Annotated in this window: 22 protein-coding genes; 9 read left to right on the top strand and 13 right to left on the bottom strand. The window is 61.7% G+C overall.

Annotated features, from left to right (window positions below; genetic code table 11):
* Positions 1-25: 25 nt before the first annotated feature.
* The 3 genes from AB4N73_RS25025 to AB4N73_RS25035 form a co-directional block, all read right to left on the bottom strand.
* Positions 26-1,579 (bottom strand): collagen-like triple helix repeat-containing protein, encoded by a 1,554-nt coding sequence (locus AB4N73_RS25025; RefSeq protein WP_460142683.1) that lies wholly within the window; start codon positions 1,577-1,579, stop codon positions 26-28.
* A 303-nt stretch (positions 1,580-1,882) separates the two neighbouring features.
* On the bottom strand, positions 1,883-2,737 hold the full coding sequence (locus tag AB4N73_RS25030) for a MaoC family dehydratase (protein WP_460142684.1): 855 nt from the start codon (positions 2,735-2,737) through the stop codon (positions 1,883-1,885).
* A 2-nt stretch (positions 2,738-2,739) separates the two neighbouring features.
* Entirely contained in the window at positions 2,740-4,092 is a 1,353-nt protein-coding gene (locus AB4N73_RS25035; RefSeq protein WP_305382156.1) for a 3-oxoacyl-ACP reductase, read from the bottom strand.
* 237 nt (positions 4,093-4,329) lie between these two features.
* Here AB4N73_RS25035 and AB4N73_RS25040 point away from each other — a divergent pair, with 237 nt between their 5' ends.
* From AB4N73_RS25040 to AB4N73_RS25050, 3 genes are all read left to right on the top strand, one after another.
* Positions 4,330-5,607 carry an acetyl-CoA C-acetyltransferase gene (locus AB4N73_RS25040; protein ID WP_460142685.1) on the top strand — a complete coding sequence of 426 codons (1,278 nt, stop codon included), beginning with the start codon at positions 4,330-4,332 and terminating at the stop codon, positions 5,605-5,607.
* Between the two features lie 332 nt (positions 5,608-5,939).
* Positions 5,940-6,836, top strand: a complete 897-nt coding sequence (locus AB4N73_RS25045; protein ID WP_016771829.1) for a PA4780 family RIO1-like protein kinase — start codon at positions 5,940-5,942, stop codon at positions 6,834-6,836.
* Between the two features lie 296 nt (positions 6,837-7,132).
* Positions 7,133-8,341, top strand: coding sequence for an MFS transporter (locus tag AB4N73_RS25050; protein ID WP_460142686.1), 1,209 nt, complete (start codon positions 7,133-7,135; stop codon positions 8,339-8,341).
* Here the strand turns inward: AB4N73_RS25050 and cueR are convergent.
* From cueR to AB4N73_RS25065, 3 genes are all read right to left on the bottom strand, one after another.
* Positions 8,295-8,708 (bottom strand): Cu(I)-responsive transcriptional regulator, encoded by a 414-nt coding sequence (gene cueR / locus AB4N73_RS25055; RefSeq protein WP_016771827.1) that lies wholly within the window; start codon positions 8,706-8,708, stop codon positions 8,295-8,297. The two genes, AB4N73_RS25050 and cueR, sit on opposite strands and share 47 nt — an antisense overlap.
* Entirely contained in the window at positions 8,705-11,098 is a 2,394-nt protein-coding gene (gene cueA, locus AB4N73_RS25060) for a copper resistance metal-translocating P1-type ATPase CueA (protein WP_460142687.1), read from the bottom strand. Before cueA ends, cueR begins: the two co-directional genes overlap by 4 nt.
* Before the next feature lie 175 nt (positions 11,099-11,273).
* Positions 11,274-11,657, bottom strand: a complete 384-nt coding sequence (locus AB4N73_RS25065; protein ID WP_024011458.1) for a hypothetical protein — start codon at positions 11,655-11,657, stop codon at positions 11,274-11,276.
* Between the two features lie 148 nt (positions 11,658-11,805).
* Between AB4N73_RS25065 and AB4N73_RS25070 the strand changes: the two genes are divergently transcribed.
* Positions 11,806-12,003, top strand: coding sequence for a cation transporter (locus AB4N73_RS25070; RefSeq protein ID WP_130912908.1), 198 nt, complete (start codon positions 11,806-11,808; stop codon positions 12,001-12,003).
* 87 nt (positions 12,004-12,090) lie between these two features.
* Entirely contained in the window at positions 12,091-13,287 is a 1,197-nt protein-coding gene (locus tag AB4N73_RS25075) for a multidrug effflux MFS transporter (protein ID WP_024011460.1), read from the top strand.
* Positions 13,288-13,304: 17 nt separating this feature from the next.
* On the opposite strand, the gene AB4N73_RS25080 is transcribed toward AB4N73_RS25075, so the two are convergent.
* From AB4N73_RS25080 to AB4N73_RS25090, 3 genes are all read right to left on the bottom strand, one after another.
* On the bottom strand, positions 13,305-13,478 hold the full coding sequence (locus AB4N73_RS25080) for a hypothetical protein (RefSeq protein ID WP_016771823.1): 174 nt from the start codon (positions 13,476-13,478) through the stop codon (positions 13,305-13,307).
* Between the two features lie 152 nt (positions 13,479-13,630).
* Positions 13,631-14,644, bottom strand: coding sequence for a zinc-binding alcohol dehydrogenase family protein (locus tag AB4N73_RS25085; RefSeq protein ID WP_252887275.1), 1,014 nt, complete (start codon positions 14,642-14,644; stop codon positions 13,631-13,633).
* Positions 14,645-14,676: 32 nt separating this feature from the next.
* Entirely contained in the window at positions 14,677-14,970 is a 294-nt protein-coding gene (locus tag AB4N73_RS25090) for a putative quinol monooxygenase (RefSeq protein ID WP_125917567.1), read from the bottom strand.
* A gap of 119 nt (positions 14,971-15,089) precedes the next feature.
* On the opposite strand from AB4N73_RS25090, the gene AB4N73_RS25095 reads away from it, so the two are divergent.
* The 3 genes from AB4N73_RS25095 (at position 15,090) to AB4N73_RS25105 (ending at position 18,566) form a co-directional block, all read left to right on the top strand.
* The gene (locus tag AB4N73_RS25095) at positions 15,090-16,019 is read left to right on the top strand and encodes a LysR family transcriptional regulator (protein ID WP_252883132.1); all 930 of its coding nucleotides are present in this window, start codon (positions 15,090-15,092) and stop codon (positions 16,017-16,019) included.
* Between the two features lie 317 nt (positions 16,020-16,336).
* Positions 16,337-17,071, top strand: coding sequence for an ArsR/SmtB family transcription factor (locus AB4N73_RS25100; protein ID WP_041479646.1), 735 nt, complete (start codon positions 16,337-16,339; stop codon positions 17,069-17,071).
* 127 nt (positions 17,072-17,198) lie between these two features.
* Positions 17,199-18,566 carry an MFS transporter gene (locus AB4N73_RS25105; RefSeq protein WP_056787772.1) on the top strand — a complete coding sequence of 456 codons (1,368 nt, stop codon included), beginning with the start codon at positions 17,199-17,201 and terminating at the stop codon, positions 18,564-18,566.
* A 121-nt stretch (positions 18,567-18,687) separates the two neighbouring features.
* Here the strand turns inward: AB4N73_RS25105 and AB4N73_RS25110 are convergent, their stop codons facing one another.
* The 3 genes from AB4N73_RS25110 to AB4N73_RS25120 form a co-directional block, all read right to left on the bottom strand.
* Positions 18,688-19,641, bottom strand: a complete 954-nt coding sequence (locus AB4N73_RS25110; protein WP_024011466.1) for an adenosine deaminase — start codon at positions 19,639-19,641, stop codon at positions 18,688-18,690.
* A gap of 80 nt (positions 19,642-19,721) precedes the next feature.
* Positions 19,722-20,687, bottom strand: a complete 966-nt coding sequence (locus tag AB4N73_RS25115; RefSeq protein ID WP_460142688.1) for a 2-oxoglutarate and iron-dependent oxygenase domain-containing protein — start codon at positions 20,685-20,687, stop codon at positions 19,722-19,724.
* A 145-nt stretch (positions 20,688-20,832) separates the two neighbouring features.
* Positions 20,833-21,906, bottom strand: a complete 1,074-nt coding sequence (locus tag AB4N73_RS25120; RefSeq protein WP_095180882.1) for a BMP family ABC transporter substrate-binding protein — start codon at positions 21,904-21,906, stop codon at positions 20,833-20,835.
* Positions 21,907-22,192: 286 nt separating this feature from the next.
* Here AB4N73_RS25120 and AB4N73_RS25125 point away from each other — a divergent pair, with 286 nt between their 5' ends.
* On the top strand, positions 22,193-23,284 hold the full coding sequence (locus tag AB4N73_RS25125; protein ID WP_315436068.1) for a calcium:proton antiporter: 1,092 nt from the start codon (positions 22,193-22,195) through the stop codon (positions 23,282-23,284).
* 39 nt (positions 23,285-23,323) lie between these two features.
* Here the strand turns inward: AB4N73_RS25125 and AB4N73_RS25130 are convergent, their stop codons facing one another.
* Positions 23,324-24,274, bottom strand: coding sequence for an IS110 family transposase (locus AB4N73_RS25130; RefSeq protein ID WP_076563955.1), 951 nt, complete (start codon positions 24,272-24,274; stop codon positions 23,324-23,326).
* Positions 24,275-24,554 lie beyond the last annotated feature (280 nt).

The following is a 24,554-nucleotide window of genomic DNA, read 5'->3' on the forward strand; positions in this document are numbered from 1 at the left end:
GGCCGTCGAATCGGCCAGGTGCAATTCAGCGTTGAGTGCCGCTCAACGCGCCGGTCAGGCCACCGAGTACCCCGCCCAGACCACCGGTTGCCGTGCCGCCACCAGTGGCAGTGCCGCTGTTGACCAGACCACCGACCGCTGCCACGGTGCCGCCGACGTTGGTAACCAGACCGCCGACAGCAGTGGTGACCGGGTTGTTGGTGGCGGCAATCGCTCCGCCGAGATTGCCGACTGCGGCGCCCACCTGATTTGTAAGACCAGCGACCGGAGTGCCGAGACCGGTAGCGGCGCCGACCTGTTGAGTGACAGTGGTGACCGCGCTGGTGACCGGATTGAGTCCCGCACCGACAGCGGCGCCGACGCTGGCCAGCGGCGAGGTGGATGCAGTAATCGGTGTGCCCGAACCACCGAGTACGGTGTTGATCGAAGCAATCGTGTTGCCCAGCCCGCCGGCGGTGACGCCGCCGGCACTGACCACGCCGCTGGTGCTGCCGGCATTCAGACCGCTGCCGACGTTGACCACCGCACCACCGACAGTTTGCAGCAGACCGGTGCCGCCCAGCCCGCCACCGATGCCGCCACTGCCCGAGCCAGTGCCATTGGACACCAGGCCACCCGCTTTGCCGACCGCCAGGCCGGTGTTGCTCAGGGCGCCGCCGAGGGTGTTGGTCAGGGCATTGCCACTGCCTGCGTCGGTAACTTTGCCGCCAAGACTGTTCACCGTGCCGCCCACTTTCGAGATCACCCCTTTGAGCGGATCACCCAGACCGGTGGCATCGCCGAGTTTGTCGGTGGTGCTTTCGACCATGGCGATCACCGGTACCAGGCCGCTGCCGACCTTGTCGGTCAACTGGCGGGTCGGGCCGCTGGTCAGTGAGGTGTTGAGGGTGTCGCCAAGCATGGTGACTTTTTCGCCGATGCCATCGACCAGCGGCGCCACGCGGGTGACTACACCGCCAACGACAGGAACGCTGCGGGTCGCTGTGTTGAGTTTGACGCTTAGGTCCGACACGCCGTCGCCAACATCGGAAACCACGCCGCCAACCGAGGCGACGGTGGTGGTCAGGCCATTGGGGTCAGTGGCCAGTTTGCCGATGCCATCAGTGACGCCATCGCCCAAGGTGCTGACCACGTTGCCGGTGGTGTTGGCCACGCTTTGGACGATGCCGCCAGCGACCGGAACAGTGCTCAGCGAATCGCCGATCTGGCCGACGCCATCGCCGACACCGCTGACGGTTTTGCCGACATCCTGAACAAGTGTTGTGGTCACCAGCGAAGGAGTGGCCGGGTTGGTCGGAGTGGTGGGATCGGTCGGGTCTGTCGGATTGGTCGGATCGGTGCCACCGCCAGTGCCGCCAGTACCACCGGTTCCGCCGCCAGTGCCGCCAGTGCCGGCAGTATCGCCGCCGGTCCCGCCGCCCGCGCCACCGCTGCCATCGGTGCCCGCCGTGCCGTCCGCCGTCGAGCTGCCCGAACTGCTGCGATGACCGCCACCGCCGCTGCTGCAGCCGACGAGGCCGACCGAAAGAATCAGTGCCAGCGCGATTGCCGATTTGGACCACATCACTTGAGTTTTCATGATTGAGATTCCTGCACCTGTCACAACGTTACGTTGCCTTCGATGGCTCGCCGATCTGTCGTCGGCGATGCCTCGTCCGTGGCTGTAATCTCAGTCGACGGCAGGTTTTTCACCATTCTCAAGTTGGTATTAACCCCTTTATATAGAGGGCTCGGCGCTATGCCGAAGGACTAATACCCAGGTAATAAACGGGCAAAAAAAAGCCTTGAAATTCAAGGCTCGGTTTTTTGCAAAGCAGCGGGCAGGGCGCGGAAAAACTTAAGTGATATATACACAATTAACGGGTTTTTCCGCCCCGCCAGATCAGGCGATCGGTTGCCACTGACCGACCATATGTTCCAGGTCGCCGGCACCGACCAGGCGCAACTCACCGCTGGATCCCGCGGCACTTGCCAGCAATGTCACTTCACTGGGCAGGCGCACCGGTTTGCGAAAGTGCACGGCGATTTCCAGGTTGGCTTTGGGCAGGTGATCAGAGAGTGCCGCCAGTGTGCGTGCCTTGTTCCACAGTCCGTGCGCGATCGCGGTGGGAAACCCGAACAGTTTGGCGCTCGCCGCACTGAGGTGAATCGGGTTGTAGTCGCCGGAGACTTTCGCATACTGGCGACCGATATCGGCCGGCGCAGTCCAGCGCGCCACTTCGAGCAAGTCTTGTGACGGCTGCCATTCCTGAGCCAGCGCTTCGCCCTCGAGTTTCACCCCGCGACAGAGCATCTGGCTTTCGGCTTCCCACAGCGGCCCGAGCTGATCGTCGAGGGTGGTCAACAGATCGAACGTCGCGCCCTTGGCATGTGGTTGCAGGTTGTGCACGCGCACGCTGACTTGCGCGCGACTGATCGCGCCCATTGGCCGCAACACGCGGATGCGGTTGCTCAGGTGAATCAGCCCCAGCAGCGGGAAGGGAAAATCCCTGGCCGTGAGCAATTGCATCTGCAAGGCAAAGGCGAGGATGTGTGGATAGGTCGGCGGCAGCAGGCCGTCATCGACGAAACCGCAGACCCTGCGATAGGCCGCCAGCCGTTTGCTGTCGATATCGACCCAGCAGCGCAGGCCGCTGTCGGGCAGTTGCGTACCGGTGATTTTGCGTCGCGTCGCTGCGCGCGAATAAAGCCCCGGCAGACTCGGTTCGCGATCCAGCGTGTGCCATTCGATGCTCATCTTTATGCCCCCAGAACACTTTGCCCACAGACCCGCAGCGCCTGCCCGGTGAACGCGCCCGTGCCCGGTTGCGCCAGCCACGCCACGGCTTCGGCGACGTCCTGCGGCAAGCCACCCTGGCCCAGCGAACTCATGCGCCGCCCGGCCTCGCGCAGGCCGAACGGAATGTGCGCGGTCATCTGGGTTTCGATAAAACCGGGGGCTACGGCGTTGATGCTGATGCCGCGTTCCAGCAGCGTTGGCGCCCATGCCTGGGCCAGACCGATCAGGCCAGCCTTGCTCGCCGCGTAATTGGTTTGTCCGCGATTGCCGGCGATGCCGCTGATCGAGGCGAGCAGGACCACCCGTGCGTTGTCGCGCAGGGTGCCGCTGTCGAGCAGCGCCTTGGTCAGCACTTGCGGGGCATTGAGGTTGACGGCCAGCACCGCGTCCCAGAATTCCGGGGTCATGTTGGCCAAGGTTTTGTCGCGGGTGATGCCGGCGTTGTGCACGAGGATGTCGAGCCCGTCGGGCAGTTGTTCGATCAAGTGCGCGGCGGCGTCATCGGCGCAGATATCGAGGGTAATCGCACGGCCGCCGAGGCGCGCGGCGAGGGCCTCGAGGTCGGTCTTGGCCGGCGGTACGTCGAGGAGGATCACCTCAGCGCCATCACGGGCCAGGGTTTCGGCAATCGACGCGCCGATGCCGCGCGCAGCACCGGTGACCAGCGCCTTGCGCCCGGCCAGCGGTCGGGTCCAGTCAGTGACTGGCGTGGCGCACGCGGTCAGGCGAATCACCTGGCCGGAAACGAATGCACTTTTCGGCGAGAGGAAAAATCGCAGTGGGCCTTCCAATTGATCCTCGGCACCTTCGCCGACGTAGATCAACTGCAAGGTGCCACCGCCGCGCAGCTCTTTGGCCAGCGAGCGCGAGAAGCCTTCAAGTGCTCGCTGTGCGCTGGAGGCGAACGGATCACCCAAGGTTTCCGGCGCGCGGCCGAGAATCACCAGGTGCGCGCTATGGTCGAGGTTCTTCATCAATGGCTGAAAGAACTCGCGCAACTGCTTGAGCTGGTCGGTGTGTTGCAGAGCGCTGGCGTCGAACACCACCGCTTTGAGTTTCGGCCCGTGGCCGGGGATCCATGCAGTGGCCAGCGAGGGCTCGGTGCCGTAGCTGTAGATCGCGTCGGTCAAGCGATTGGCAAACACGCTGATCCGTTCGGCCAGCGGCCCGCCACCGATCAACAGGGCGCCCTCGATCGGCCGCAGACGCCCCGCCTGACAGCGTTCCAGCCGCACCGGCGACGGCAGGCCCAAGGCCCCGACCAGACGATGGCCGAAGGATGAGTTGGCGAAGTCGATATAGCGGTCAGACATGGAACGCTCTCCAGAAGTTGGGGTTCAAAGTGTGGACTGTCTACGGCAATCAATCGTTCGATCGGCGCAATAAGGCCTACGCTGGTTTAGCAGAGTAGACCACTGACCCTGTGGGAGCGGGCTTGCCCGCGATAGCGGAGTGTCAGCCGCTGAAGGGTTGGGAGTGCCGCCCCCATCGCTGGCAAGCCAGCTCCCACAGGTTTCCATGTGAATCCGCAAATTCCACAGGAGTTATCCATGACCCAGCTGCGCCGCGTCGCGATCATCGGCGGTAACCGCATCCCTTTCGCCCGCTCCAACGGGCCGTACGCCACGGCCAGCAATCAGGCGATGCTCACCGCCGCGCTGGAAGGCCTGATCGAGCGCTACAACCTGCACGGCCAGCGCATCGGCGAGGTAGTGGCGGGCGCTGTGCTTAAATTGTCACGGGATATGAACCTGACCCGCGAATGTGTGCTCGGCTCGCGCTTGTCTCCGACGACACCGGCCTATGACATCCAGCAAGCCTGCGGCACCGGTCTGGAAGCGGCGTTGCTGGTGGCGAACAAGATCGCCCTCGGCCAGATCGACTGCGGCATTGCCGGCGGCGTCGACACCACCTCCGATGCGCCGATCAGCGTCAGCGAAGGCCTGCGCAGAATTCTTCTGCAGGCCAACCGCGCCAAGAGCACCGGCGACAAACTGAAAACCCTTTTTCAGTTGCGCCCCCAGCACCTGATCCCCGAATTCCCGCGCAACGGCGAGCCACGCACTGGCCTGTCGATGGGCGAGCACTGCGAACTGATGGCGCAGACCTGGAATATTCCCCGTGAAGAACAAGATCAACTGGCCCTCGAAAGCCACCACAAGCTCGCCGCTTCCTACAGCGAAGGCTGGCACAACGATCTGATGACGCCATTCCTCGGCCTGACCCGCGATAACAATCTGCGCCCGGACCTGACCCTGGAAAAACTCGCCGCGCTGAAACCGGCCTTCGAGAAAAGCGCCAAGGGCACGCTGACGGCGGGCAATTCCACGCCGCTCACCGATGGCGCTTCGGTGGTGTTGCTCGGCAGTGAAGAATGGGCCAGAGAGCGCGGCTTGCCGATCCTCGCTTATCTGCGCGACGGCGAAGCGGCGGCAGTGGATTTCGTCAACGGTGCCGAGGGCCTGCTGATGGCGCCGGTGTATGCCGTGCCACGCTTGCTGGCGCGCAATGGGCTGACGTTGCAGGATTTTGATTACTACGAAATTCACGAAGCCTTCGCCGCGCAAGTGCTGTGCACGCTCAAGGCCTGGGAGGATCCCGAATATTGCCAAACCCGCCTGGGACTCGACGCACCGCTGGGTTCGATTGATCGCAGTCGGCTCAATGTAAAAGGCAGTTCGCTGGCGGCGGGGCATCCGTTCGCCGCAACGGGCGGGCGCATTGTCGCGAATTTGGCCAAGCTGCTGGATGCGGCGGGCAAGGGGCGAGGGTTGATTTCGATCTGTGCGGCGGGCGGGCAGGGTGTCACCGCGATCATTGAACGCTAAGCAGTATTCCAATGTGGGAGCGAGCCTGCTCGCGAAGGCGCCGTGTCAGTCGCCATCATTCTCTGCTGACAGAGCGCTTTCGCGAGCAGGCTCGCTCCCACAGGTGCTCCGGTGCATGTGCATGTCAGATTCTGTCGCAAATGCCCTTGCCGACCGATACCAATCAATGCCACGGTCTCGGCTATGATTCGCCCGGGTCGCTGCGATTGATCCGGCACAGTGTGTGCATCCTCAAGGTTCACAGGTCGGCAACCCCTCCCCGTCGGGCGAGGATTGCCGTATAACGAGTGACATTCGCGTGTTTGGTAATAAAGGACCCACAATAAAAGCTGATGAAGACTCCAAAACGCATTGAACCCCTGATCGAGGACGGTCTGGTCGACGAAGTGCTGCGTCCACTGATGAGTGGCAAAGAGGCAGCTGTTTATGTAGTGCGCTGCGGCAATCAGTTACGTTGCGCCAAGGTCTACAAGGAGGCGAATAAACGCAGTTTCCGCCAGGCGGCCGAGTATCAGGAAGGCCGCAAGGTTCGTAACAGTCGTCAGGCGCGGGCCATGGCGAAGGGGTCCAAGTTCGGTCGCAAAGAGACCGAAGACGCCTGGCAGAACGCCGAAGTGGCGGCGCTGTTCCGTCTGGCCGGCGCCGGCGTGCGAGTGCCCAAACCCTATGACTTCCTCGACGGCGTGCTGTTGATGGAGCTGGTGGCCGACGAATTCGGCGACGCCGCGCCGCGTCTGAACGATGTGGTGCTGGAGCCTGATCAGGCGCGCGAGTATCACGCCTTCCTGATTTCGCAGATCGTGCTGATGTTGTGTACCGGTCTGGTGCACGGTGACCTCTCCGAGTTCAACGTGCTGCTGACCCCGACCGGTCCGGTGATTATTGACCTGCCCCAGGCAGTCGACGCTGCGGGCAACAACCACGCGTTCAGCATGCTCGAGCGTGACGTTGGCAACATGGCTTCGTACTTCGGTCGCTTCGCGCCGGAATTGAAGAAGACCAAATATGCCAAGGAAATGTGGGCGTTGTACGAAGCCGGCACCTTGCACCCGAACAGTGTGCTGACCGGTGAGTTCGACGATCCGGAGGACCTGGCGGATGTCGGCGGGGTGCTGCGCGAAATCGAAGCGGCGCGCCTCGACGAGGAACGCAAGCAGGCCATTCGCGCGGCGGACGACGCGCCGAAAGGCAAACCCGAAGAACCGCCTCCACCGCCGTGGATGCAGTGATCGCGTGATGAAAAACCCGGCTTCGGCCGGGTTTTTTGTTTGAGTCAAAAAGCACCCTCACCCCAGCCCTCTCCCGGAGGGAGAGGGGGCCGACCGAGGTGTCTTTAGCCATACATCGACCTGAAAAAACCGAGTCGATTATGGATTCAAAGAAAAACGTTCAGGTCGGTGTATCTCCCAAATATCCCCCAATCGGTCCCCTCTCCCTTTGGGAGAGGGCTAGGGTGAGGGGGCTTTCGGATCCTGGCTTATTCGCGTCTACTGTCCAGCGCTCCAACCACACTCAAGGACTGAATGTGACCACCCCACGCAACACCCACCTGATCGTAACCGCCCGGCTGATCTCCGATTTCGGCGCCTTCCTCAACATGGTCGCGCTGGCCACCTACGTTTATCTGTTAAGCAACAGCGCCATGAGCGTCGGCGTTTTCCTTGCCAGCCGCGTCGGTGGCGGAATTTTCGCCAGCCTGATCGGCACGCGCTTCTACCGGCGCTGGCAGGGCCGCGCGCCGCTGATTGCTTTTGATCTGTTGCGTGCGGCACTGCTGGGACTGCTGTTGATCACTCCGGCGAGTCAGCAGGCGTGGCTGTTGCCGTTGATTGCCTTCGGCCTCGGCTTGGGCAATTCGATGTTCGCCATCGGCCTCAACAGCCAGTTGCCGCGTTTGATCGAGCCGGCGCAATTGCTCAAGGCTAACGCCTGGATCACTTCAGCTTCTTCAGCCGCCATGGTCGGCGGCAGTCTGGTGTCGGGGTTGCTGGTGGCTGCTTTTGGTTTCGAAACGGTCTTCGCCCTAAACGCGCTGACCTATTTGCTCGCGGCGCTGCTGATCGTGCCGCTGCGTTTCGAAAAAAACGATGTCAGCGAACAGCCGGAGCGCGGTGAATGGTTTGCGCTGCGGCAGGGCCTGCGTTCGACGCCAGTGGTTGCGGCAATGCTCGCGGTGACCATGGCCGACACCTTGGGCAGCGCCGCGCACAACGTCGGCTTCCCGATCATTTCGAAACTGCTCACCCCGGACGCGGCCAGCACGACTTTGGGTCTGGCGCTTGCGGTATGGGCCAGCGGCAAACTGCTCGGCGCACGCATCGCCAGTCACCTCAAGGGCTCGGAGAACAGCCACCTCGAAAGAAGATTTTTCTGCGGCGTGGCGCTGATGTCCTGCGGTTTCATTCTGATGTTCCAGCAGCACAGCCTCTACGGTCTGCTGGTGTTCGCCTTGCCGGCGGGGCTTGGCGACGGGGTTTCCGAAGTCAGCCTGATGTCACGGCTACAACGGGAACCTGCGGCGTTGCGCCTGCCGATTTTCAGCGTGCTGACCTTGCTGCAGATGAGCGGTTTCGGCATCGGCATGCTGGTCGCTGCGCCGTTCTATGCGTGGTGGACGCCGGGGGCCGTGGTCATGCTGTTCCACGGCATTCCCCTCGGCACCCTGTGCGTGGTGACGCTGTTGCGGATCAGGCGCGAGCGGGTTGCGCGCAGCAGCCCGACGCCAGCTCCTTGAGGATCGGGCAGTCCGGGCGATGGTCGCCGCTGCAATGCTCGACCAGATCCTGCAGGGTGTCCCGCAACTCGCCGAGCTCGCGGATCTTCTGGTTCAGCTCGTCGATGTGCTGGCGCGCCAGGGCCTTCACGTCGGCGCTGGCGCGCTGGCGATCCTGCCAGAGGGTCAGCAGCTTGCCGACCTCTTCCAGGGAAAAGCCCAGATCCCGCGAGCGCTTGATGAACGCCAGCGTGTGCAGGTCATCGCTGCCGTATACGCGGTAGCCGCTGTCGGTGCGATTGGCCGCTTTGAGCAGGCCGATCGACTCGTAATAACGAATCATTTTTGCGCTCAGGCCACTCTGCCGGGCTGCTTGGCCGATGTTCATCGGTGTTCCTCCAGGTCCTTGGGCTTCCAGGTTTTCAACAGTAGCGCATTGCTCACCACGCTGACGCTCGACAGCGCCATCGCCGCGCCGGCCAGCACCGGATTGAGGAAACCGAATACCGCCAGCGGAATGCCGATCAGGTTGTAGACAAAGGCCCAGAACAGGTTCTGGCGAATCTTTGCGTAGGTCTTGCGGCTGATCTCCAGCGCCGCCGGCACCAGTCGCGGATCGCCGCGCATCAAGGTGATGCCGGCCGCGTGCATGGCGACGTCGGTGCCGCCGCCCATGGCGATGCCGATGTCGGCAGCGGCGAGGGCCGGGGCGTCGTTGATGCCATCGCCGACCATGGCGACTACGCTGGTTTTCTTCAGCTCGGCGACGGTCGCGGCCTTGTCGGCCGGCAGCACTTCGGCGTGGACATTTTGGATGCCCAAGGCCTCGGCCACCACCCGTGCGCTGCCGCGATTGTCGCCGGTCAGCAGGTGGCTCTGGATATCCCGCGCGGCGAGTTGTTGCACCGCTTGCAGTGCGCCGGGTTTCAGCGTGTCACCGAAGGCGAACAGACCCAGTACCTTCGGCTCAGGACTTTGTTCGATCAGCCACGACAGTGTCCGACCTTCGCGTTCCCACGCTTCGGCGGATGTGCTCAATTCACCGGCACCCAACCCGCTTTCGTCGAGCATCCGCCGATTGCCCAGCGCCAGGCGCCGGCCATCCAGCGTGCCAGCGATGCCGCGCCCGGTCAGCGACTGGCTGTCGCTGACGTCGGGCACGTTCAAGCCGCGTTCGGCGGCTGCATCCAGCACGGCTTTGGCCAACGGATGCTCGCTGCCGCGCTGCAAGGCACCGGCCAGTGTCAGCAGATTGTTTTCGTCACCATCGACCGCGCTGAAGTGCGCGATACGCGGCGTACCCGAGGTCAGCGTGCCGGTCTTGTCGAACACCACACTGCTGACTTCATGGGCGCGCTCCAGTGCTTCGGCGTCCTTGATCAGAATGCCGTGGCGTGCGGCGACGCCGGTGCCGGCCATGATCGCCGTCGGGGTGGCGAGGCCGAGGGCGCACGGGCAGGCAATCACCAGCACGGCGACGGCATTGATCAGCGCAGTTTCCAGCGGTGCGCCGTACAGCCACCAGCCGATCAGCGTGGCCAGGGCGATCAGCAATACGGTCGGCACGAAGATCTGGCTGACCTTGTCCACCAGTTTCTGGATCGGCGCTTTCGCCGCTTGCGCGTCCTCGACCAAACGAATGATCCGCGCCAGCACGGTTTCCGCGCCGAGCGCCTGGGTGCGCACCAGCAAACGACCTTCGCCATTGATCGCGCCGCCGGTGACCTTGTCGCCCGGCTGTTTCGGCACTGGCAGGCTTTCGCCACTGATCAGCGCTTCGTCGGCGTGGCTCTGGCCTTCAACGACTTCGCCATCCACCGGGAAGCGTTCGCCGGGTTTGACCAGCACCAGATCGTCGAGGCGCAGGGCGCTGATCGCAACGTCCTGCTCACGCCCGTCGATGACTTGAATCGCCCGCTCCGGCCGCAACGCTTCAAGAGCGCGGATGGCGCTGGCGGTCTGGCGTTTGGCGCGGCTTTCGAGATATTTGCCGAGCAACACCAAAGCGATGACCACCGCCGAGGCCTCGAAATACAGATGCGGCATGCGTCCGGCGGCGCTGGCCCATTCATAGACACTCAGGCCATAACCGGCGCTGGTGCCGAGGGCGACGAGCAGGTCCATGTTGCCGGCACCGGCGCGCACGGCTTTCCACGCCGCAACATAAAAGCGTGCGCCGAAGATGAATTGCACCGGTGTGGCGAGGGCGAATTGCGCCCAGGCCGGGAGCATCCAATGAATGCCGAACGGCTGCAGCAACATCGGCAACACCAGCGGCAGAGCGAGGGCGATCGCGCAGATCAATGCCCAGCGCTCGCGATGCAGGCGTTTTTGCTGGTCATCGGACTGTGGCCGTTCAGCTTGCCAGACGCAGGCCGAGTAACCGGCCTTGCTCACCGCGTCGAGCAGGGTTTGCGTATCGACCTGGCCGAGTAATTCGATGTGCGCACGTTCGTTGGCCAGATTGACGCTGACGCTGCTCACGCTTGGGACTTTGCTCAGGGCACGTTCGACGCGACCGACGCAGGAGGCGCAGGTCATGCCGTCGATGCTCAATTCGACGGTTTGCCGGGGCACGCTGTAACCGGCGCGCTCCACGGCTTGCATCAGCGCCGGCAGGCTGTCGCCGGGCGCCTGCACGCGAGCCTGTTCGGTGGCGAGGTTGACGCTGACGGTGCTGGCGCCGCTGACCTTGCGCAGGGCTCGCTCGACACGCCCGGCGCAACTGGCACAGGTCATGCCGGCAATTGGCAGATCGAAAGTGGTGGATTCGGACATCGGTCGCGCTCCCTGTAGTGGACGTCTACAGGATCAACCTTGCCATGCGGGCAAGGTCAAGCACCATTCTTGTGGGAGCGAGCCTGCTCGCGAATGCGGTGCATCATTCAGCAATCATGTTGGCTGACCCGGCGCTTTCGCGAGCAGGCTCGCTCCCACAGGTCGAGGCGGTTGCTCAATAACCCAGGCCTGCAGGTTTCAGGTACACGCCTTCGGCATTCATTGCCAAGCGGAACTTCAGCACATCCCCGGCGTGCAGCACGACTTCCTGCGAACCCGGTGCGAGCATGCCGGGATTGCAACCCGGTGCCTGGCCCGGCAGCAGTTTCAAGCGCAGCGAAACCTTGCCCGGCGGCAAGTTGAACGACGTGCTCTGCTCCTGGAACAGGCGCGCCGAGAGCTGGTCCTGGATGTACACGCCGATTTCGCACGAGGTCGCCACTTCGAGGCGCTCGCGGGAAATGATCAGTACCGCGTAATCCTCGCCGGCGGCTTGCACCTGCGGGACGGCGGCGAAAAGGCTGAGCAAGCCAAACAGGCCCAAAGCTGACCAGCGCATGGCTGAATCTCCTGAATTTCAGTCATTGATACACGCAGCTTGGCCGAGCGCGGCGCCGATTGCCAGCCCGGCAGTTTTTCGCAGAACTTGACCTTGCCATCGTGGCAAGCTCGAGACTGCCGGCAACCTCACTCAAAGGAGTCTTCCCATGCAAGTGTTCAACGTTCAAGGCATGTCCTGCGGTCATTGCGTCAAAGCCATTACCACTGCGGTGCAGGCGCTGGATCCGGCAGCCAGCGTGCGGGTCGATCTGGCGGCCAGGGAAGTCGGCGTCGAAAGTGCGCTGAGTGCCGATCAGGTCATCGAAGCGATCCGCGAAGAGGGTTATGAGGTGAAGCTCGTCTGAAATTGATCGTTAGCGAGCTATCGGAATGTTCAAGGCGTCCGGGCGCGGCTAGACTGTCGGGCTGCGACTTGCCCACCTGGATGCCTGATGAATTTCCGCACGATTTTGATACTCGGCGCCTTGAGCGCCTTCGGTCCTTTGGCGATCGACTTCTATTTACCTGCCTTCCCGGCCATGGCGCTGGCCTTCGGCACCGATGAGCAGCATGTCCAGCTGACGCTGGCGGCTTACTTCCTCGGTCTGTCTCTGGGGCAACTGGCTTACGGGCCGATTTCCGATCGTTTCGGCCGGCGACTTCCGCTGCTCAGCGGCGTTGCTCTGTTCACCCTGGCGTCATTGGCCTGCGCCTACGCGCCGAGCCTGGAATGGCTGATCGGCGCGCGTTTCGTCCAGGCACTCGGTGGTTGTGCGGGCATGGTGATTTCCCGCGCGGTGGTTGCCGACAAGTGCGACGCGGTGGGCTCGGCGAAGGTGTTTTCCCAGTTGATGCTGGTGATGGGGCTGGCGCCGATTCTGGCGCCGATGCTCGGTGGGCTGCTGGTCAACACCACGGGTTGGCAGTCGATCTTTCTGGTCCTCACCGGGTTCAGTGCGGCGGCGGGTCTGGCGGTGGCGTTGGGGCTGCCGGAAAGCATGCCGGCCCATGTGCCGCGCCAGCCGTTGTCCGGTGCGTTGCGCCAGTACGCGCGACTGGTCAAGGATTCGGTCTACCTCGGCCACGCCCTGACCGGCGGCATCGCGATCGCCGGCATGTTCGCCTACATCGCTGGCTCACCGTTTGTGTTCATCAAGCTCTACGGTGTACCCGCCGAGCATTTTGGCTGGCTGTTCGGCACCAACGCGGCGGGGTTCATTCTGGTGGCGCAGGTCAATGCGCGTCTGCTGGCCAAGCGTGGCCCGGCGTTCTTGCTGGTGCGCGCGGTGTGGGTGTATTTCCTCGCCGGGCTGACGCTGTTGGCGGTCAGCGCGATGCGTCCAGAGGCGTTGTGGCCGTTGCTGATTCCGCTGTTCATCTGCATTGCCAGCCTCGGCTGCATCATTCCCAACGCCTCAGCTTGCGCAATGAACGGTCAGGGCGCCCGTGCCGGCAGTGCATCGGCAATGCTCGGTTGCCTGCAATTCAGCATCGCCGCCGGTGCCGCCGCGTTGGTGGGGGTGTTGCACGATGGCAGCGCCGTGCCGATGGCGATGGTCATCAGCCTGTGCGGTTTGCTGGTGGTGAGCGTCGCGCTGCTCACCCGGCGTTTGCAGAATGCCCGGGCGTTGGCGCAAGCCCAGGTCTGAACGCTCGACTTTGGAGCTCAGCCGGCGGCGCGCTGCTGGCTGGGTTCGGGGATTCGGTGGGGCGCGCAGAGTCGCGCTTCGAGGGTGCGAGTGAAGGCCAGAGCCTCGGCTTCACTGCGAAAGGTTACGACGTGCTGGTCCAGGCGCACCTGCCATTGAGACTTTGCCACTTCTTTTATCAGGATCTTCATTGCTGACCTCCCTTGCGTAAAAGATGTATCGCAGAGGCTTCGATTGTAGACCTCGATACCCGCGTAATTGTGACAAGGGTCAAGCAACCGACTGACGGCAAAAAGCCCCGCAACCGCTCTGGCATCACGAGCGGTTGCGAGGCTTTATTTTTTTAGAAACCTTCTAAAACAATTTTCCCCTTGGCCTTGCCGCTTTCCAGCAGCTCATGGGCGCGTCGCAGGTTGGCTGCGTTGATCACACCGAAGTGCTCGCCCAAAGTTGTCTTCAAAGTGCCGGCGTCGATCAGTTCGGCGACGCGGTTGAGCAGCTTGTGCTGTTCGATCATGTCCGGCGTTTCGAACAGCGAGCGGGTGTACATGAACTCCCAGTGCAGCGACAGGCTCTTGCGCTTGAGCAGGCTGATGTCGAGGGACTTCGGATCGTCGATCAGCGCCAGCTTGCCTTGCGGCGCGAGGGCTTCGACCAGTTGCGCCAGATGCTGATCGGTCTGGGTCAGGCTGGCGACGTGGGTCACGCTGTCGATGCCGGCGCGCTTCAATTCTTCGCTCAGTGGCTGGCTGTGATCGATGACCAGATCGGCACCGAGTTCGCTGACCCAGTCACGGGTCTGTGGGCGGGAAGCGGTGCCGATCACTTTCAGGCCGGTCAACTGCTTGGCCAATTGGGTAAGGATCGAGCCCACTCCGCCCGCCGCGCCAACGATCAGCAGGCTCTGACCCTCATCATTGCTGCCTTCGCTGATTTGCAGGCGCTCGAAGAGCAATTCCCACGCAGTGATCGCGGTCAGCGGCAGCGCGGCGGCTTCGGCAAAACCGAGGGACTTGGGCATGTGGCCGACGATGCGCTCATCGACCACGTGCAACTCGCTGTTGCCACCGGCCCGGGCGATCGAACCGGCGTAGAACACCTTGTCGCCCGCCTTGAACAGGGTGACTTCGCTGCCGACCGCCTTGACCACACCGGCAACGTCCCAGCCCAGCACTTTCGCCGCGCCGTTTTCCGGCGCCATGTTCTGCCGCACTTTGGTGTCGACCGGGTTGACCGAAATGGCTTTGACCTCCACCAAGAGGTCGCGCGGGCCGGCGACCGGCTCTGGCAGTTCAATGTCCTGCAGGGACTTGGCGTCGCTGATCGGCAGGGAAGCGTAATAGGCAATGGCTTTCATAAATGGCTCCGTACAGTTGATAGAAGAAGGATTCAGGCAATCTTGCCGAGGCGTTTGAGCTGGAAGTGTTCGATGGTGTGGCCGGCGCTGGCCTGAAACTTCTGAAAATGCGCGCTGGCGTTGTGCGCCTCAAGAATCTCGTCACTGGCCCACTGTTCGATGACATAAAAAACCTGCGGATCGGCAAGGTCGCGGTGCAGGTCGTACTGGCCACAACCGGGCTCGGCGCGGCTCGGTTCGACGAGGGCGCGCAGCGCCTGTTCGAGAACGTCCTGCTGACCGGGTTTGGCGGTCAGGGTGGCGATAGCGGTAAAGGGCTGGGACATGCGCGGACTCCAGAATCGGGATGAATTCGATGGAGGCCATCATTGGCTATTTCTCTGCGCGATAAAACCGGCTAAAAGAGCAGTCTCTTTCAATATTTTTTTGATAATCGAGGCTGCGCATGCTGCGTTTTGATGACTTGCAGTTGTTTGTTCGCGCGGCGGATCTGGGCAGCCTGTCGGCGGCGGCACGGGTGATGGACATGTCCGCGGCGGTGGCCAGCGCGGCGTTGAAGCGCATCGAGCAGCAACTCGGTGCGCGGCTGCTGGCGCGTTCGACCCGCAGCCTGCGCCTCACCGCCGAGGGCGAAGGCTTTCTTGAATATGCCCGCGCCGCCCTGAGCAATCTCGACGAAGGGCGTCGCCTGCTCGCCAGCGGACAGGATCAGGTCAGCGGGATTTTGCAGCTTTCGGCGCCCTCGGACTTCGGCCGCAATCTGCTGCTGCCGTGGCTCGACGCGTTCCAGCGTGAACACCCGAAGCTGACGGTGCGCCTGCTGCTTGGCGACCGCATCGCCGACCTGTTCCGGCAACCGGTGGACATCGCCCTGCGCTACGGCGAGCCGGAAGATTCCAGCCTGATCGCCTTGCCCATCGCCCCACACAATCGCCGGGTTTTGTGCGCATCCCCCGACTATCTGGCCCGGCATGGCGAGCCGCGCCATCTCGAGCAATTGGCCCAGCACAATTGCCTGCTCTACATGCTCGGCAGCCGCGTTCATGACCACTGGAGTTTTCACGATGGCAAGCGCGAAGTCGGCCTGACCGTGAGTGGCGACCGCTTCAGCGATGACGCCGACGTCGTGCGGCTGTGGGCGCTGGCCGGTGCCGGTATTGCCTACAAATCCTGGCTCGACGTCGGCGCCGATGTATTGGCCGGGCGCCTGAAAGTGCTGATGCCGGAACTGCTGTGTGAGCGCGCACCGCTGAATCTGTTGTGCGCCCATCGCGCACAATTGAGTAAGCCGGTGAACCTTCTGAGAGAGATGCTCGCCAGCCGATGCGCCGAATTGAGTAGCCAATTTCCCGGTTTCCTCAAAGTTGATCATTAGTCGCAGGCAATTAGAGAAATTTCTGTCAGGAACAATCGCCACCTGCCCAGGCCCAGGCGCAGGACGTCTGGCTTAACCCGCTTATACTAGCGCCCGCCTCATGCCTGCACTGACACCCGGCGCGCAGACCCCGTAACGCGTTGCCGGCTTTTGGTGACGGTTGCTACTTCTGCTGCCAGGTTGTGTGCCGGAGCAGCTGGTGTCGGTGGCATCCCTTGCCACCGATCCCGGGCGATTTTCGCGTGTTGGCCGATGCCCCATAACCGGCCAGGATGTCTCCGAGCGGTAGACGATACGATTCAACAGGGAGTGAACATATGGAACATGCACCGTGCATCAGCCAGATCGCGACATTGCTGGCCGACCCCAAGCGCAGCGCGATGATGTGGGCGTTGATGGATGGCTCGGCGCGGCAAGCCGAAGAGCTGGCGCTGCTGGCCGGGCTCTCGCCGTCGTCGGCCAGTGCGCATCTGGGACGCCTGTCCGCAGGGGGGCTGTTGAACATTGAAATGCGTGGGCGCAAACGCTTCTTTCGCCTGGCGGCACCGGAAATCGGCGCGGCGATCGAAGCACTGGCCAGCGCCACCATTGCCAGCGCGCCACGGCAAATCCCTGATGCGCTGAAACGCACGACTCCCATGGTCAGGCCGCAGGCGGCGCCGTCTTCGCTGTTGCGCGCGCGGTTCTGCGACGATCATCTGGGCGGCACCCTGGCGGCCGACCTGTATCAGCGCCTGCTCGACGCCGGCTGGATCGAACAGCTTGAGCAGCGGGTGGTGGTGACGCACAAAGGCTCCACCCGACTGGCGCAGCGCGGAGTGTTCATCCAGGCCCTGGCCCACCGCAACGTGCAGGTCGCCTGCGCCTGCCCGGACTGGAGCGAGCGCCGTCCGCACATGGGCGGCTCACTGGGCGCGGCGCTGTTGCAGTTGTTCATGCAGTCCGGCTGGCTGACCTTGCCCAACGATTCCCGCGCCTTGCAGTTGACCGCCACCGGCCAGCGCGAAATCCATCGCTTTGCCAAGGAAACCGAGCTGGAAACAGCGTTCTAGAGCGTTGCTCGGCGATGAGCTGAAGGCTGACGTCGTCCACGGCTGTGAACAGGTCGCATCCAGTACGACCTCTGTATGACCATCGCGCACACTCGATCCGGGGATTTTCCGGATGGGGGAGCACAACATGAATACACAACGCTTTAGTGCGGCTGAACGCCTGGAACGGCTGCCGCTCAGCGGCTATCACCGCGTCATTTTCATCATCATCGCCTTGGCGTTTTTCTTCGATTCCATGGATCTGGCGATGATGACTTTCCTGCTCGGCTCGATCAAAGCCGAGTTCGGCCTGAGCAGTGCGCAAGCGGGGTTGCTGGCCAGCTCGAGCTTTTTCGGCATGGTGCTCGGGGCGTCGCTGTCGGGAATGCTCGCCGACCGCTTCGGGCGCAAACCGGTGTTTCAGTGGAGCATCGTGTTGTGGGGTGTGGCCAGTTACCTGTGTTCGACGGCGCAGACGGTGGAGACGCTGACGCTGTTTCGCATCCTGCTCGGAATTGGCATGGGCATGGAGTTTCCCATCGCACAGTCGATGCTCTCGGAGCTGATTCCAGCACAACGGCGCGGGCGCTACATCGCCCTGATGGACGGCTTCTGGCCGCTGGGGTTTGTCGCGGCGGGCGTACTCTCGTACTTCCTGCTGCCGCTGATTGGCTGGCGCGATATCTTCCTGGTACTGGCGGTGCCGGCGGTGTTCGTTCTGGCTATCCGCTTTTTCATCCCTGAGTCGCCGCGCTGGCTGGAACAGGCCGGGCGCGACGTCGACGCGGACAAGGTGTTGAACGGCATCGAAGCGCGAGTGCGTGCTTCGCTCTGCGGTGCAGCCTTGCCGGAACCGGTTCGTTTGCCACGCACGGTGACGCCACCGGGTAATTTCTTCTCGGCACTCAAGCAGATCTGGTCGCCGCAATATCGCCAGCGTACAACGATGATCTGGAGTCTGTGGTTCTTCGCATTGCTGGGTTTTTACGGGCTGACTTCCTGGCTCAGTGCATTGCTGCAGCAGTCGGGTTTCGCCGTGACGCAGTCGGTGTACTACACGGTGCTGATCTCGCTCGGCGGGATTCCCGGCTTCCTCATGGCGGCGTGGCTGGTCGAGCGTTGGGGGCGCAAACCGGTGTGCATCGTCACCCTGCTGGGCGGCGGGGTGATGGCGTTTCTATACGGGCAGAGCGCGGTGTTCGGCGGCAACGTGGCGCTGCTGATCGGCACCGGGCTGTTGATGCAGTTTTTCCTGTTCGGCATGTGGGCGGTGCTCTACACCTACACGCCAGAGCTGTACCCGACGTCCGCACGGGCAACCGGCTCGGGATTCGCCTCGGCCATCGGCCGCGTCGGCTCACTGCTCGGGCCATTGGTGACCGGGCTGGTGTTCCCGATTACCGGGCAGGGCGGGGTGTTCGCGCTGGGCGCGGCGTGCTTCGCGATCGCGGCGGGCGTGGTGTGGCTGTTCGGGATGGAGACGCGGGGCAAGACCCTGGAAGAGCTTACCGAGTGAACATCGATATGAATGTGGGAGCGAGCCTGCTCGCGAAAGCGGTGTGTCATTCAACGTAAATGTTGACTGACTCTCCCTCTTCGCGAGCAGGCTCGCTCCCACATTGGTTTTGCGGTGTTGCTTACGGTTTTACCAACCGCGCATCCAGGCTGTTCTGCGCCAGGCGCTTGGCCTGATCCTGGGTCATACCCAGATGCTCGTGCAGCGCATGGAAGTTCTCGGTCACGTAACCGCCGAAATACGCCGGGTCATCGGAGTTGACCGTGACCTTCACGCCGCGCTCGAGCATGTCGAGGATGTTGTGCTGTGACATGTGATCGAACACGCAGAGCTTGGTGTTCGACAGCGGGCATACGGTCAGCGGAATCTGCTCGTCGATGATCCGCTGCATCAGGCGCTCGTCTTCGATGGCGCGCACACCATGGTCGATGCGCTGGATTTTCAGCAGGTCGATGGCTTCCCAGATGTACTCCGGCGGGCCTTCTTCACCGGCGTGAGCGACGGTGAGGAAGCCTTCGTCGCGGGCGCGATCGAAGACGCGTTTGAACTTGCTCGGCGGGTGGCCCATCTCGGAACTGTCGAGCCCGACCGCGACAAACGCATCACGGAACGGCAGCGCCTGATCGAGGGTTTTCTGTGCTTCGTCTTCGCTGAGGTGGCGCAGGAAGCTGAGGATCAAACCGCTGCTGATGCCCAGTTGCGTCTCGCCATCCTTGAGTGCGGCGGCGATGCCGTTGAGCACCACTTCGAACGGGATGCCCCGGTCGGTGTGGGTCTGTGGATCGAAGAACGGTTCGGTGTGGATCACGTTCTGTGCTTTGCAGCGCAGCAGGTAGGCCCAGGTCAGGTCGTAGAAATCCTGCGAGGTGCGCAGCACATCGGCGCCCTGGTAATACAGGTCGAGAAATTCCTGCAGATTGTTGAAGGCGTAGGCCTTGCGCAGGGTTTCGACGTCGCTCCACGGCAGGGCGATCTTGTTGCGTTCGGCCAGGGCGAACAGCAGTTCAGGCTCCAGCGAACCTTCCAGATGCAGGTGCAGTTCGGCTTTGGGCAGGGCGTTGAGCCAGTCGTACATAGTCTTTTCTCATCAGGTGCAATGCCGGCATTCTACAGAGGCTGGCCGCAACAATTGGCAAAACCTGACCAGGTGATCGATCAAACCGCCTCTTGCTCACGTCGATACGCGTAGGTATCGGCGAAACGCGACAGCAGGAATTGCGCGCAGGTGGTGGTCGGATATTTCGCCGGATGCTGCGCGTCCTGGCAGCCGGGCAGGCATTCGATGCGCGTGTCCGGGTGCGGTTCGGCGAAGAACGGCATCGAATAGCGATCCACGCCCAGCGGGCTGATCACCCGGTGCGGCGTCGAGCGATAACGGTCGTTGCTCCAGCGCGCCATCATGTCGCCGAGGTTGACCACGAACGTGCCGTCAATCGGTGGCGCGTCGATCCATTCACCTTTGACGTTCTTCACCTGCAAACCGCCGGCGCTGTCCTGATAGAGCAGGGTGATGCAGCCGTAATCGGTATGGGCGCCGGCACCTTGTTGCTCGGCGGAGCTGGCGGTGTGACGCGGTGGGTAATGGATCATGCGCAACACGCTGACCGGTTCGACAAAACGCGTATCGAAGAAGTCGCGCTCGATGCCCAGCGCAACGGTCATCGCTCGAAGCAGGGTTTGCGCCAGCGCCTGCATGTCGAGGTAATGCTGCTCCATCAGCGTTTCCCAGCCGGGTTGCGCCGGGTGCCGATTGGGGCCGCGCAAGGGTTTTTCCGCGAGCACCTCGGGATGCTCGTCCGGCAGGTGCAGGCCCATGTCGAAGGTTTCTTTGAGGTCACTGGGTTTGTCCGGGTCCAGTTGCTCGGTGGCAATTGCGCCGTAGCCGCGATGATGGCGGGTCTGGGTAATGTCGATCTTGAGTTTTTCTGCGGCTGGCAGGGCAAAGAAGCGCTGGGCGTGATCGAGCAGATCCTCGATACGTTGCGCCGAGATCGGATGGCCCTTGATATAGAAAAAGCCCCACTCACGGCAGGCTTGGTCGATTTGTTCGGCCACCGCAGGCCAGGCGTTTTCGTCGTCGCTATAGAGCGGGCTGATATCAATGATCGGAAGCTGATCCATACACAATCCTTGAATACGCTGTGTTTCCAATGTGGGAGCGAGCCTGCTCGCGAAGAGGGAGTGTCAGACAACATTTTTGTTTAATGACACACCGCTTTCGCGAGCAGGCTCGCTCCCACAGGGTTTTGTGTGGTGAATCGGGGGACTACTTCGGCATCTCGGCCTTCATGCCCTCAACGTAGTAATTCATCGAAGCCAGTTCCGCATTGGTCGCGCTCACGCCCGCCGGGATTTTTTCTACACCGGCCTGATCCTTGATCGGCCCGGTAAACGGCTGCAATGCGCCGCTCTTGATGTCGGCGATCAACTGCTCGGCTTCGGCTTTCACCGGCGCCGGCACCAGATCGCTGATCGGCAGTTCCACTGTGCCTTCCTTCAACCCGCCCCAGTAATCCTGGGATTTCCAGGTGTGGTCGATCACGCTCTGCGTCGCCTGAATATAGTGTGGCGCCCAGTCGTTGACGATCGAGGTCAGCACCGCTTTCGGGCCGAAGTGGGCCATGTCCGAGGCGTAGCCCACGGCATACACGCCGCGCCGTTCGGCAGCCTGGATCGGCGCCGGGCTGTCGGTGTGCTGGAACACCACGTCGACGCCTTGATCGATCAGCGCGTTGGCGGCGTCGGCTTCCTTACCCGGATCGAACCAGGAGTTGACCCACACCACTTTGATTTCGGTGCCGGGGTTGTACTTGTTCAAGGCCAACTGGATGGCGTTGATGTCGCGGATCACTTCCGGAATCGGGAACGAGGCGACGTAGCCGATCTTCTTGGTCTTGGTCATTTTCGCTGCGAGGAAACCGCCGACGTAACGGCCCTCGTAAGTGCGCGCCAGGTAGGTGCCGAGGTTCTTCTCCTGCTTGTAACCGGTGGCGTGTTCGAACGTCACCTTGGGAAATTGCTTGGCGACTTTCACTGTCGGGTTCATGTAGCCGAAAGACGTGGTGAAGATCAGGTCATATTTGTCCTTGGCCATGTTGCGGATCACCCGCTCGGCGTCGGCGCCCTCGGCGACGTTTTCCACGTAGTTGGTGGTGATCTGCGTGCCGAGTTTTTCCGCCAGGGCCTTGCGCCCCTGTTCGTGCTGATACGTCCAGCCGTGGTCACCGATCGGGCCGATGTAGACGAAACCGACCTTCAGCGGATCGGCAGCGCTGGCGCTCAGGCTGATTCCCAGACCGATGGCGGCGTACAGCAGTTTGTGCAGCGGACGTATTGGCATGAACCCGAACTCCATTTTGTTGTGTGTGCTCAGGGCCAATGCAAATTGCTGACCAACAGGACAACAAACTCATTTGAAAACGCGGTGCGGCCTTCGCGAGCAGGCTCGCTCCCACAGGGACGCATTTCAATGTGGGAGCGAGCCTGCTCGCGAAGAGGCCGGCAAGGCCAATAAAAGTGCATGCCTGAATCCAGCTGCCATCGCGTGGTGCGTAAAGATGTAACGAAACGTTAGCGGCGCGCGGCAGTCAGTAGCTTCATCAGCTCTTTTCGGCAAAAGGCCCGTCATGCTCTCGATCCTCAAACAAGAAAGCTTCCTGCTGCTGGCAGTCCTTGCCGCGTGCGTTGCTTATCCACTGGAACACTGGCTGCTGCACAACGGCCAGATAGTCGCGCTGGTCGGCGGTCTGCTGCTGATTGCCTTCATCGTCGCCGCGTCGATGCGCGTCGCTCATCACGCCGAACTGCTGGCGGAAAAAGTCGGTGATCCCTACGGCACGATGATCCTCACACTCTCGGCAGTGCTGGTCGAAGTGGTGATCCTGGCAATCATGATGAGCAACGAAGCCTCGGCAACACTGGTGCGCGACACGATTTATTCAGCGGTGATGCTCGACATCAACGGCATCCTCGGCCTCGCCGCTTTGATGGGCGGGATCAAACACGGCGAACAGTCCTACAACGACGATTCGGCGCGCAGCTACAGCGTCATGATCCTCACCGCGATGGGCGTGTCGATGGTGGTCCCGGAGTTCATTCCCGAGGCCAATTGGAAGATGTATTCGGCGTTCACCATTGGCGCGATGATGGTGCTCTACGCGCTGTTCCTGCGCATGCAGGTCGGCCCGCACAGCTACTTTTTCAGCTACAGCTACCCGGACAAACGTCGCAAGAAGGAGCCGGTCGAGCAGGAGCCGAAACCGGTCAGCCTGGCGCTGTCGATCGGCATTCTGGTGTCGGGGGTGGTGATCATCGGCGCACTGGCCGAGGTGATGTCCAAGACCCTCGATCTGGGCCTGGAAGGCACGGGCGCGCCGCCGGTAATCACGGCGATTCTGGTGGCAGCGATTTCCGCCGCGCCGGAGATTCTCACCGCATTACGAGCGGCGCTGGCCAATCGCATGCAGTCGGTGGTCAACATTGCGATGGGGGCGTCACTGTCGACGGTGATTCTGACCGTACCGGTGATGGAAGCGATGGCGCTGTACACCGGCCAGCCGTTTCAAATGGCGATGACCCCGGTGCAAACGGTGATGATCTTCATCACCCTGATCGTCAGCGCAATCAACCTCAATGACGGCGAGACCAACGCCATTGAGGGCATGACGCACTTTGTGTTGTTTGCGACCTTTATCATGCTGTCGCTACTGGGCCTTTAGGGCTGGCTGATACCCATGTGGGAGATTCTATGGTTATCCTCAAGCGATAACTGCCCCTTTCGATTGATATTCGCTCTGGTTTTTCATCAGGGCGAACGCTATGCGGGCGAGTTTACGGCTGAGCATCACCAGTACCTGTGTAGTCGCTTTTCCACAGCTGAGATGGTGGTTGTAGAACGCCTTCCAGGCATTTGATCGGCAGGCTGACATGGCGGCGTTATGCAGTAACCGTCGCACCTCCGAGCATCCGCGCTTGGTTAAATATCTACGGCCATTTTTTTGGCCCGAGTCGCTCACTCTCAGATCCATGCCTAAAAACGCGACATAAGAGTCGCCACTGGTAAAGTCGCCTCGGTTGTATGCCATGACCAAAGCAGTTGCAGTTAGAAAGCCTATACCTTCGATGGCTTGGCATCTGGCAACTTCTTCCAGCAAACCAGCTTCACGCAAGATTTCCTTGAGCTTTTTCTGAACTAGCAAATCCAGCCTTTCCATGGACTTTACGAAAGTTGCGAACACGGCTTTCAAGCTGGCGTCATTTGCCCAGCTCTGGGTCAGGCTGGTTTTGGCCTGTATCAGCGAAGCTCTACGTCGTAGAAGGCTTTGCAGCTTGCCGTAGACCGCCGGAGGTGGGGTCCAGGGGCGTAAATCTTCGCCTTCATTTTTTAGAAAACGGGCGAGAAGACGGGCGTCAGATGCGTCCGTTTTACTACGGCCACCGACACCTTTACGATAATTACTGAGTTGAAAACCGTCGATGATGAAAACGTCGTGGCCTGACTCATGAGCCAACTCAACCAAGTCGACGTGATAAACATTTGTCGCCTCAACAGCTATGGCGGTGGGTCCCGGCAACGTTTTAAGCCAGCGCTTTATGACGGGCTTTTCATTGGTTATCGAGGTGAGCAGATCTGGATCTGCTAAATAAATAACAAGTTCAGCTTTGGCGACGTCCACACCCACAATTGACTTCGACACGCGCATTGCCACTGACACTTCTCCACGCTAAGGTTTTACGACTTGTAGGGGTTTCACCCAGAGGCGCAGGCTTGTTTCTATCGTCGCTTGAACGAAGCATTCTCTATCGGCGCTTTTGGTGGAAGGGGTGGGGCGAGGTCTCCCACGGTCTGTACTGTTACAGCAGTCAGATGCGAACTGTTCGTCCCACCACCCCTTCAAGTCTAACCATACAAGCGAGCCTGCTCGCGAAAGCGGTGTGTCATCCAACAAACATGTTGTCTGACACTCCCTCTTCGCGAGCAGGCTCGCT

The sequence above is a fragment of the Pseudomonas sp. S3_B08 genome, from assembly GCF_054667725.1.

Excerpts from the sequence above, each read along its gene's own strand:
- AB4N73_RS25045 (WP_016771829.1), top strand. The coding sequence starts at position 5,940 with ATGAAGACTCCAAAACGCATTGAACCCCTGATCGAGGACGGTCTGGTC.
- AB4N73_RS25100 (WP_041479646.1), top strand. The coding sequence starts at position 16,337 with ATGGAACATGCACCGTGCATCAGCCAGATCGCGACATTGCTGGCCGAC.
- AB4N73_RS25035 (WP_305382156.1), bottom strand. The coding sequence starts at position 4,092 with ATGTCTGACCGCTATATCGACTTCGCCAACTCATCCTTCGGCCATCGT.
- AB4N73_RS25115 (WP_460142688.1), bottom strand. The coding sequence starts at position 20,687 with ATGGATCAGCTTCCGATCATTGATATCAGCCCGCTCTATAGCGACGAC.
- AB4N73_RS25125 (WP_315436068.1), top strand. The coding sequence starts at position 22,193 with ATGCTCTCGATCCTCAAACAAGAAAGCTTCCTGCTGCTGGCAGTCCTT.
- AB4N73_RS25090 (WP_125917567.1), bottom strand. The coding sequence starts at position 14,970 with ATGTCCCAGCCCTTTACCGCTATCGCCACCCTGACCGCCAAACCCGGT.
- AB4N73_RS25065 (WP_024011458.1), bottom strand. The coding sequence starts at position 11,657 with ATGCGCTGGTCAGCTTTGGGCCTGTTTGGCTTGCTCAGCCTTTTCGCC.
- AB4N73_RS25030 (WP_460142684.1), bottom strand. The coding sequence starts at position 2,737 with ATGAGCATCGAATGGCACACGCTGGATCGCGAACCGAGTCTGCCGGGG.
- AB4N73_RS25120 (WP_095180882.1), bottom strand. The coding sequence starts at position 21,906 with ATGCCAATACGTCCGCTGCACAAACTGCTGTACGCCGCCATCGGTCTG.
- cueA (WP_460142687.1), bottom strand. The coding sequence starts at position 11,098 with ATGTCCGAATCCACCACTTTCGATCTGCCAATTGCCGGCATGACCTGT.
- AB4N73_RS25040 (WP_460142685.1), top strand. The coding sequence starts at position 4,330 with ATGACCCAGCTGCGCCGCGTCGCGATCATCGGCGGTAACCGCATCCCT.
- cueR (WP_016771827.1), bottom strand. The coding sequence starts at position 8,708 with ATGAACATCGGCCAAGCAGCCCGGCAGAGTGGCCTGAGCGCAAAAATG.
- AB4N73_RS25085 (WP_252887275.1), bottom strand. The coding sequence starts at position 14,644 with ATGAAAGCCATTGCCTATTACGCTTCCCTGCCGATCAGCGACGCCAAG.
- AB4N73_RS25105 (WP_056787772.1), top strand. The coding sequence starts at position 17,199 with ATGAATACACAACGCTTTAGTGCGGCTGAACGCCTGGAACGGCTGCCG.
- AB4N73_RS25070 (WP_130912908.1), top strand. The coding sequence starts at position 11,806 with ATGCAAGTGTTCAACGTTCAAGGCATGTCCTGCGGTCATTGCGTCAAA.
- AB4N73_RS25095 (WP_252883132.1), top strand. The coding sequence starts at position 15,090 with ATGCTGCGTTTTGATGACTTGCAGTTGTTTGTTCGCGCGGCGGATCTG.
- AB4N73_RS25080 (WP_016771823.1), bottom strand. The coding sequence starts at position 13,478 with ATGAAGATCCTGATAAAAGAAGTGGCAAAGTCTCAATGGCAGGTGCGC.
- AB4N73_RS25110 (WP_024011466.1), bottom strand. The coding sequence starts at position 19,641 with ATGTACGACTGGCTCAACGCCCTGCCCAAAGCCGAACTGCACCTGCAT.
- AB4N73_RS25075 (WP_024011460.1), top strand. The coding sequence starts at position 12,091 with ATGAATTTCCGCACGATTTTGATACTCGGCGCCTTGAGCGCCTTCGGT.
- AB4N73_RS25025 (WP_460142683.1), bottom strand. The coding sequence starts at position 1,579 with ATGAAAACTCAAGTGATGTGGTCCAAATCGGCAATCGCGCTGGCACTG.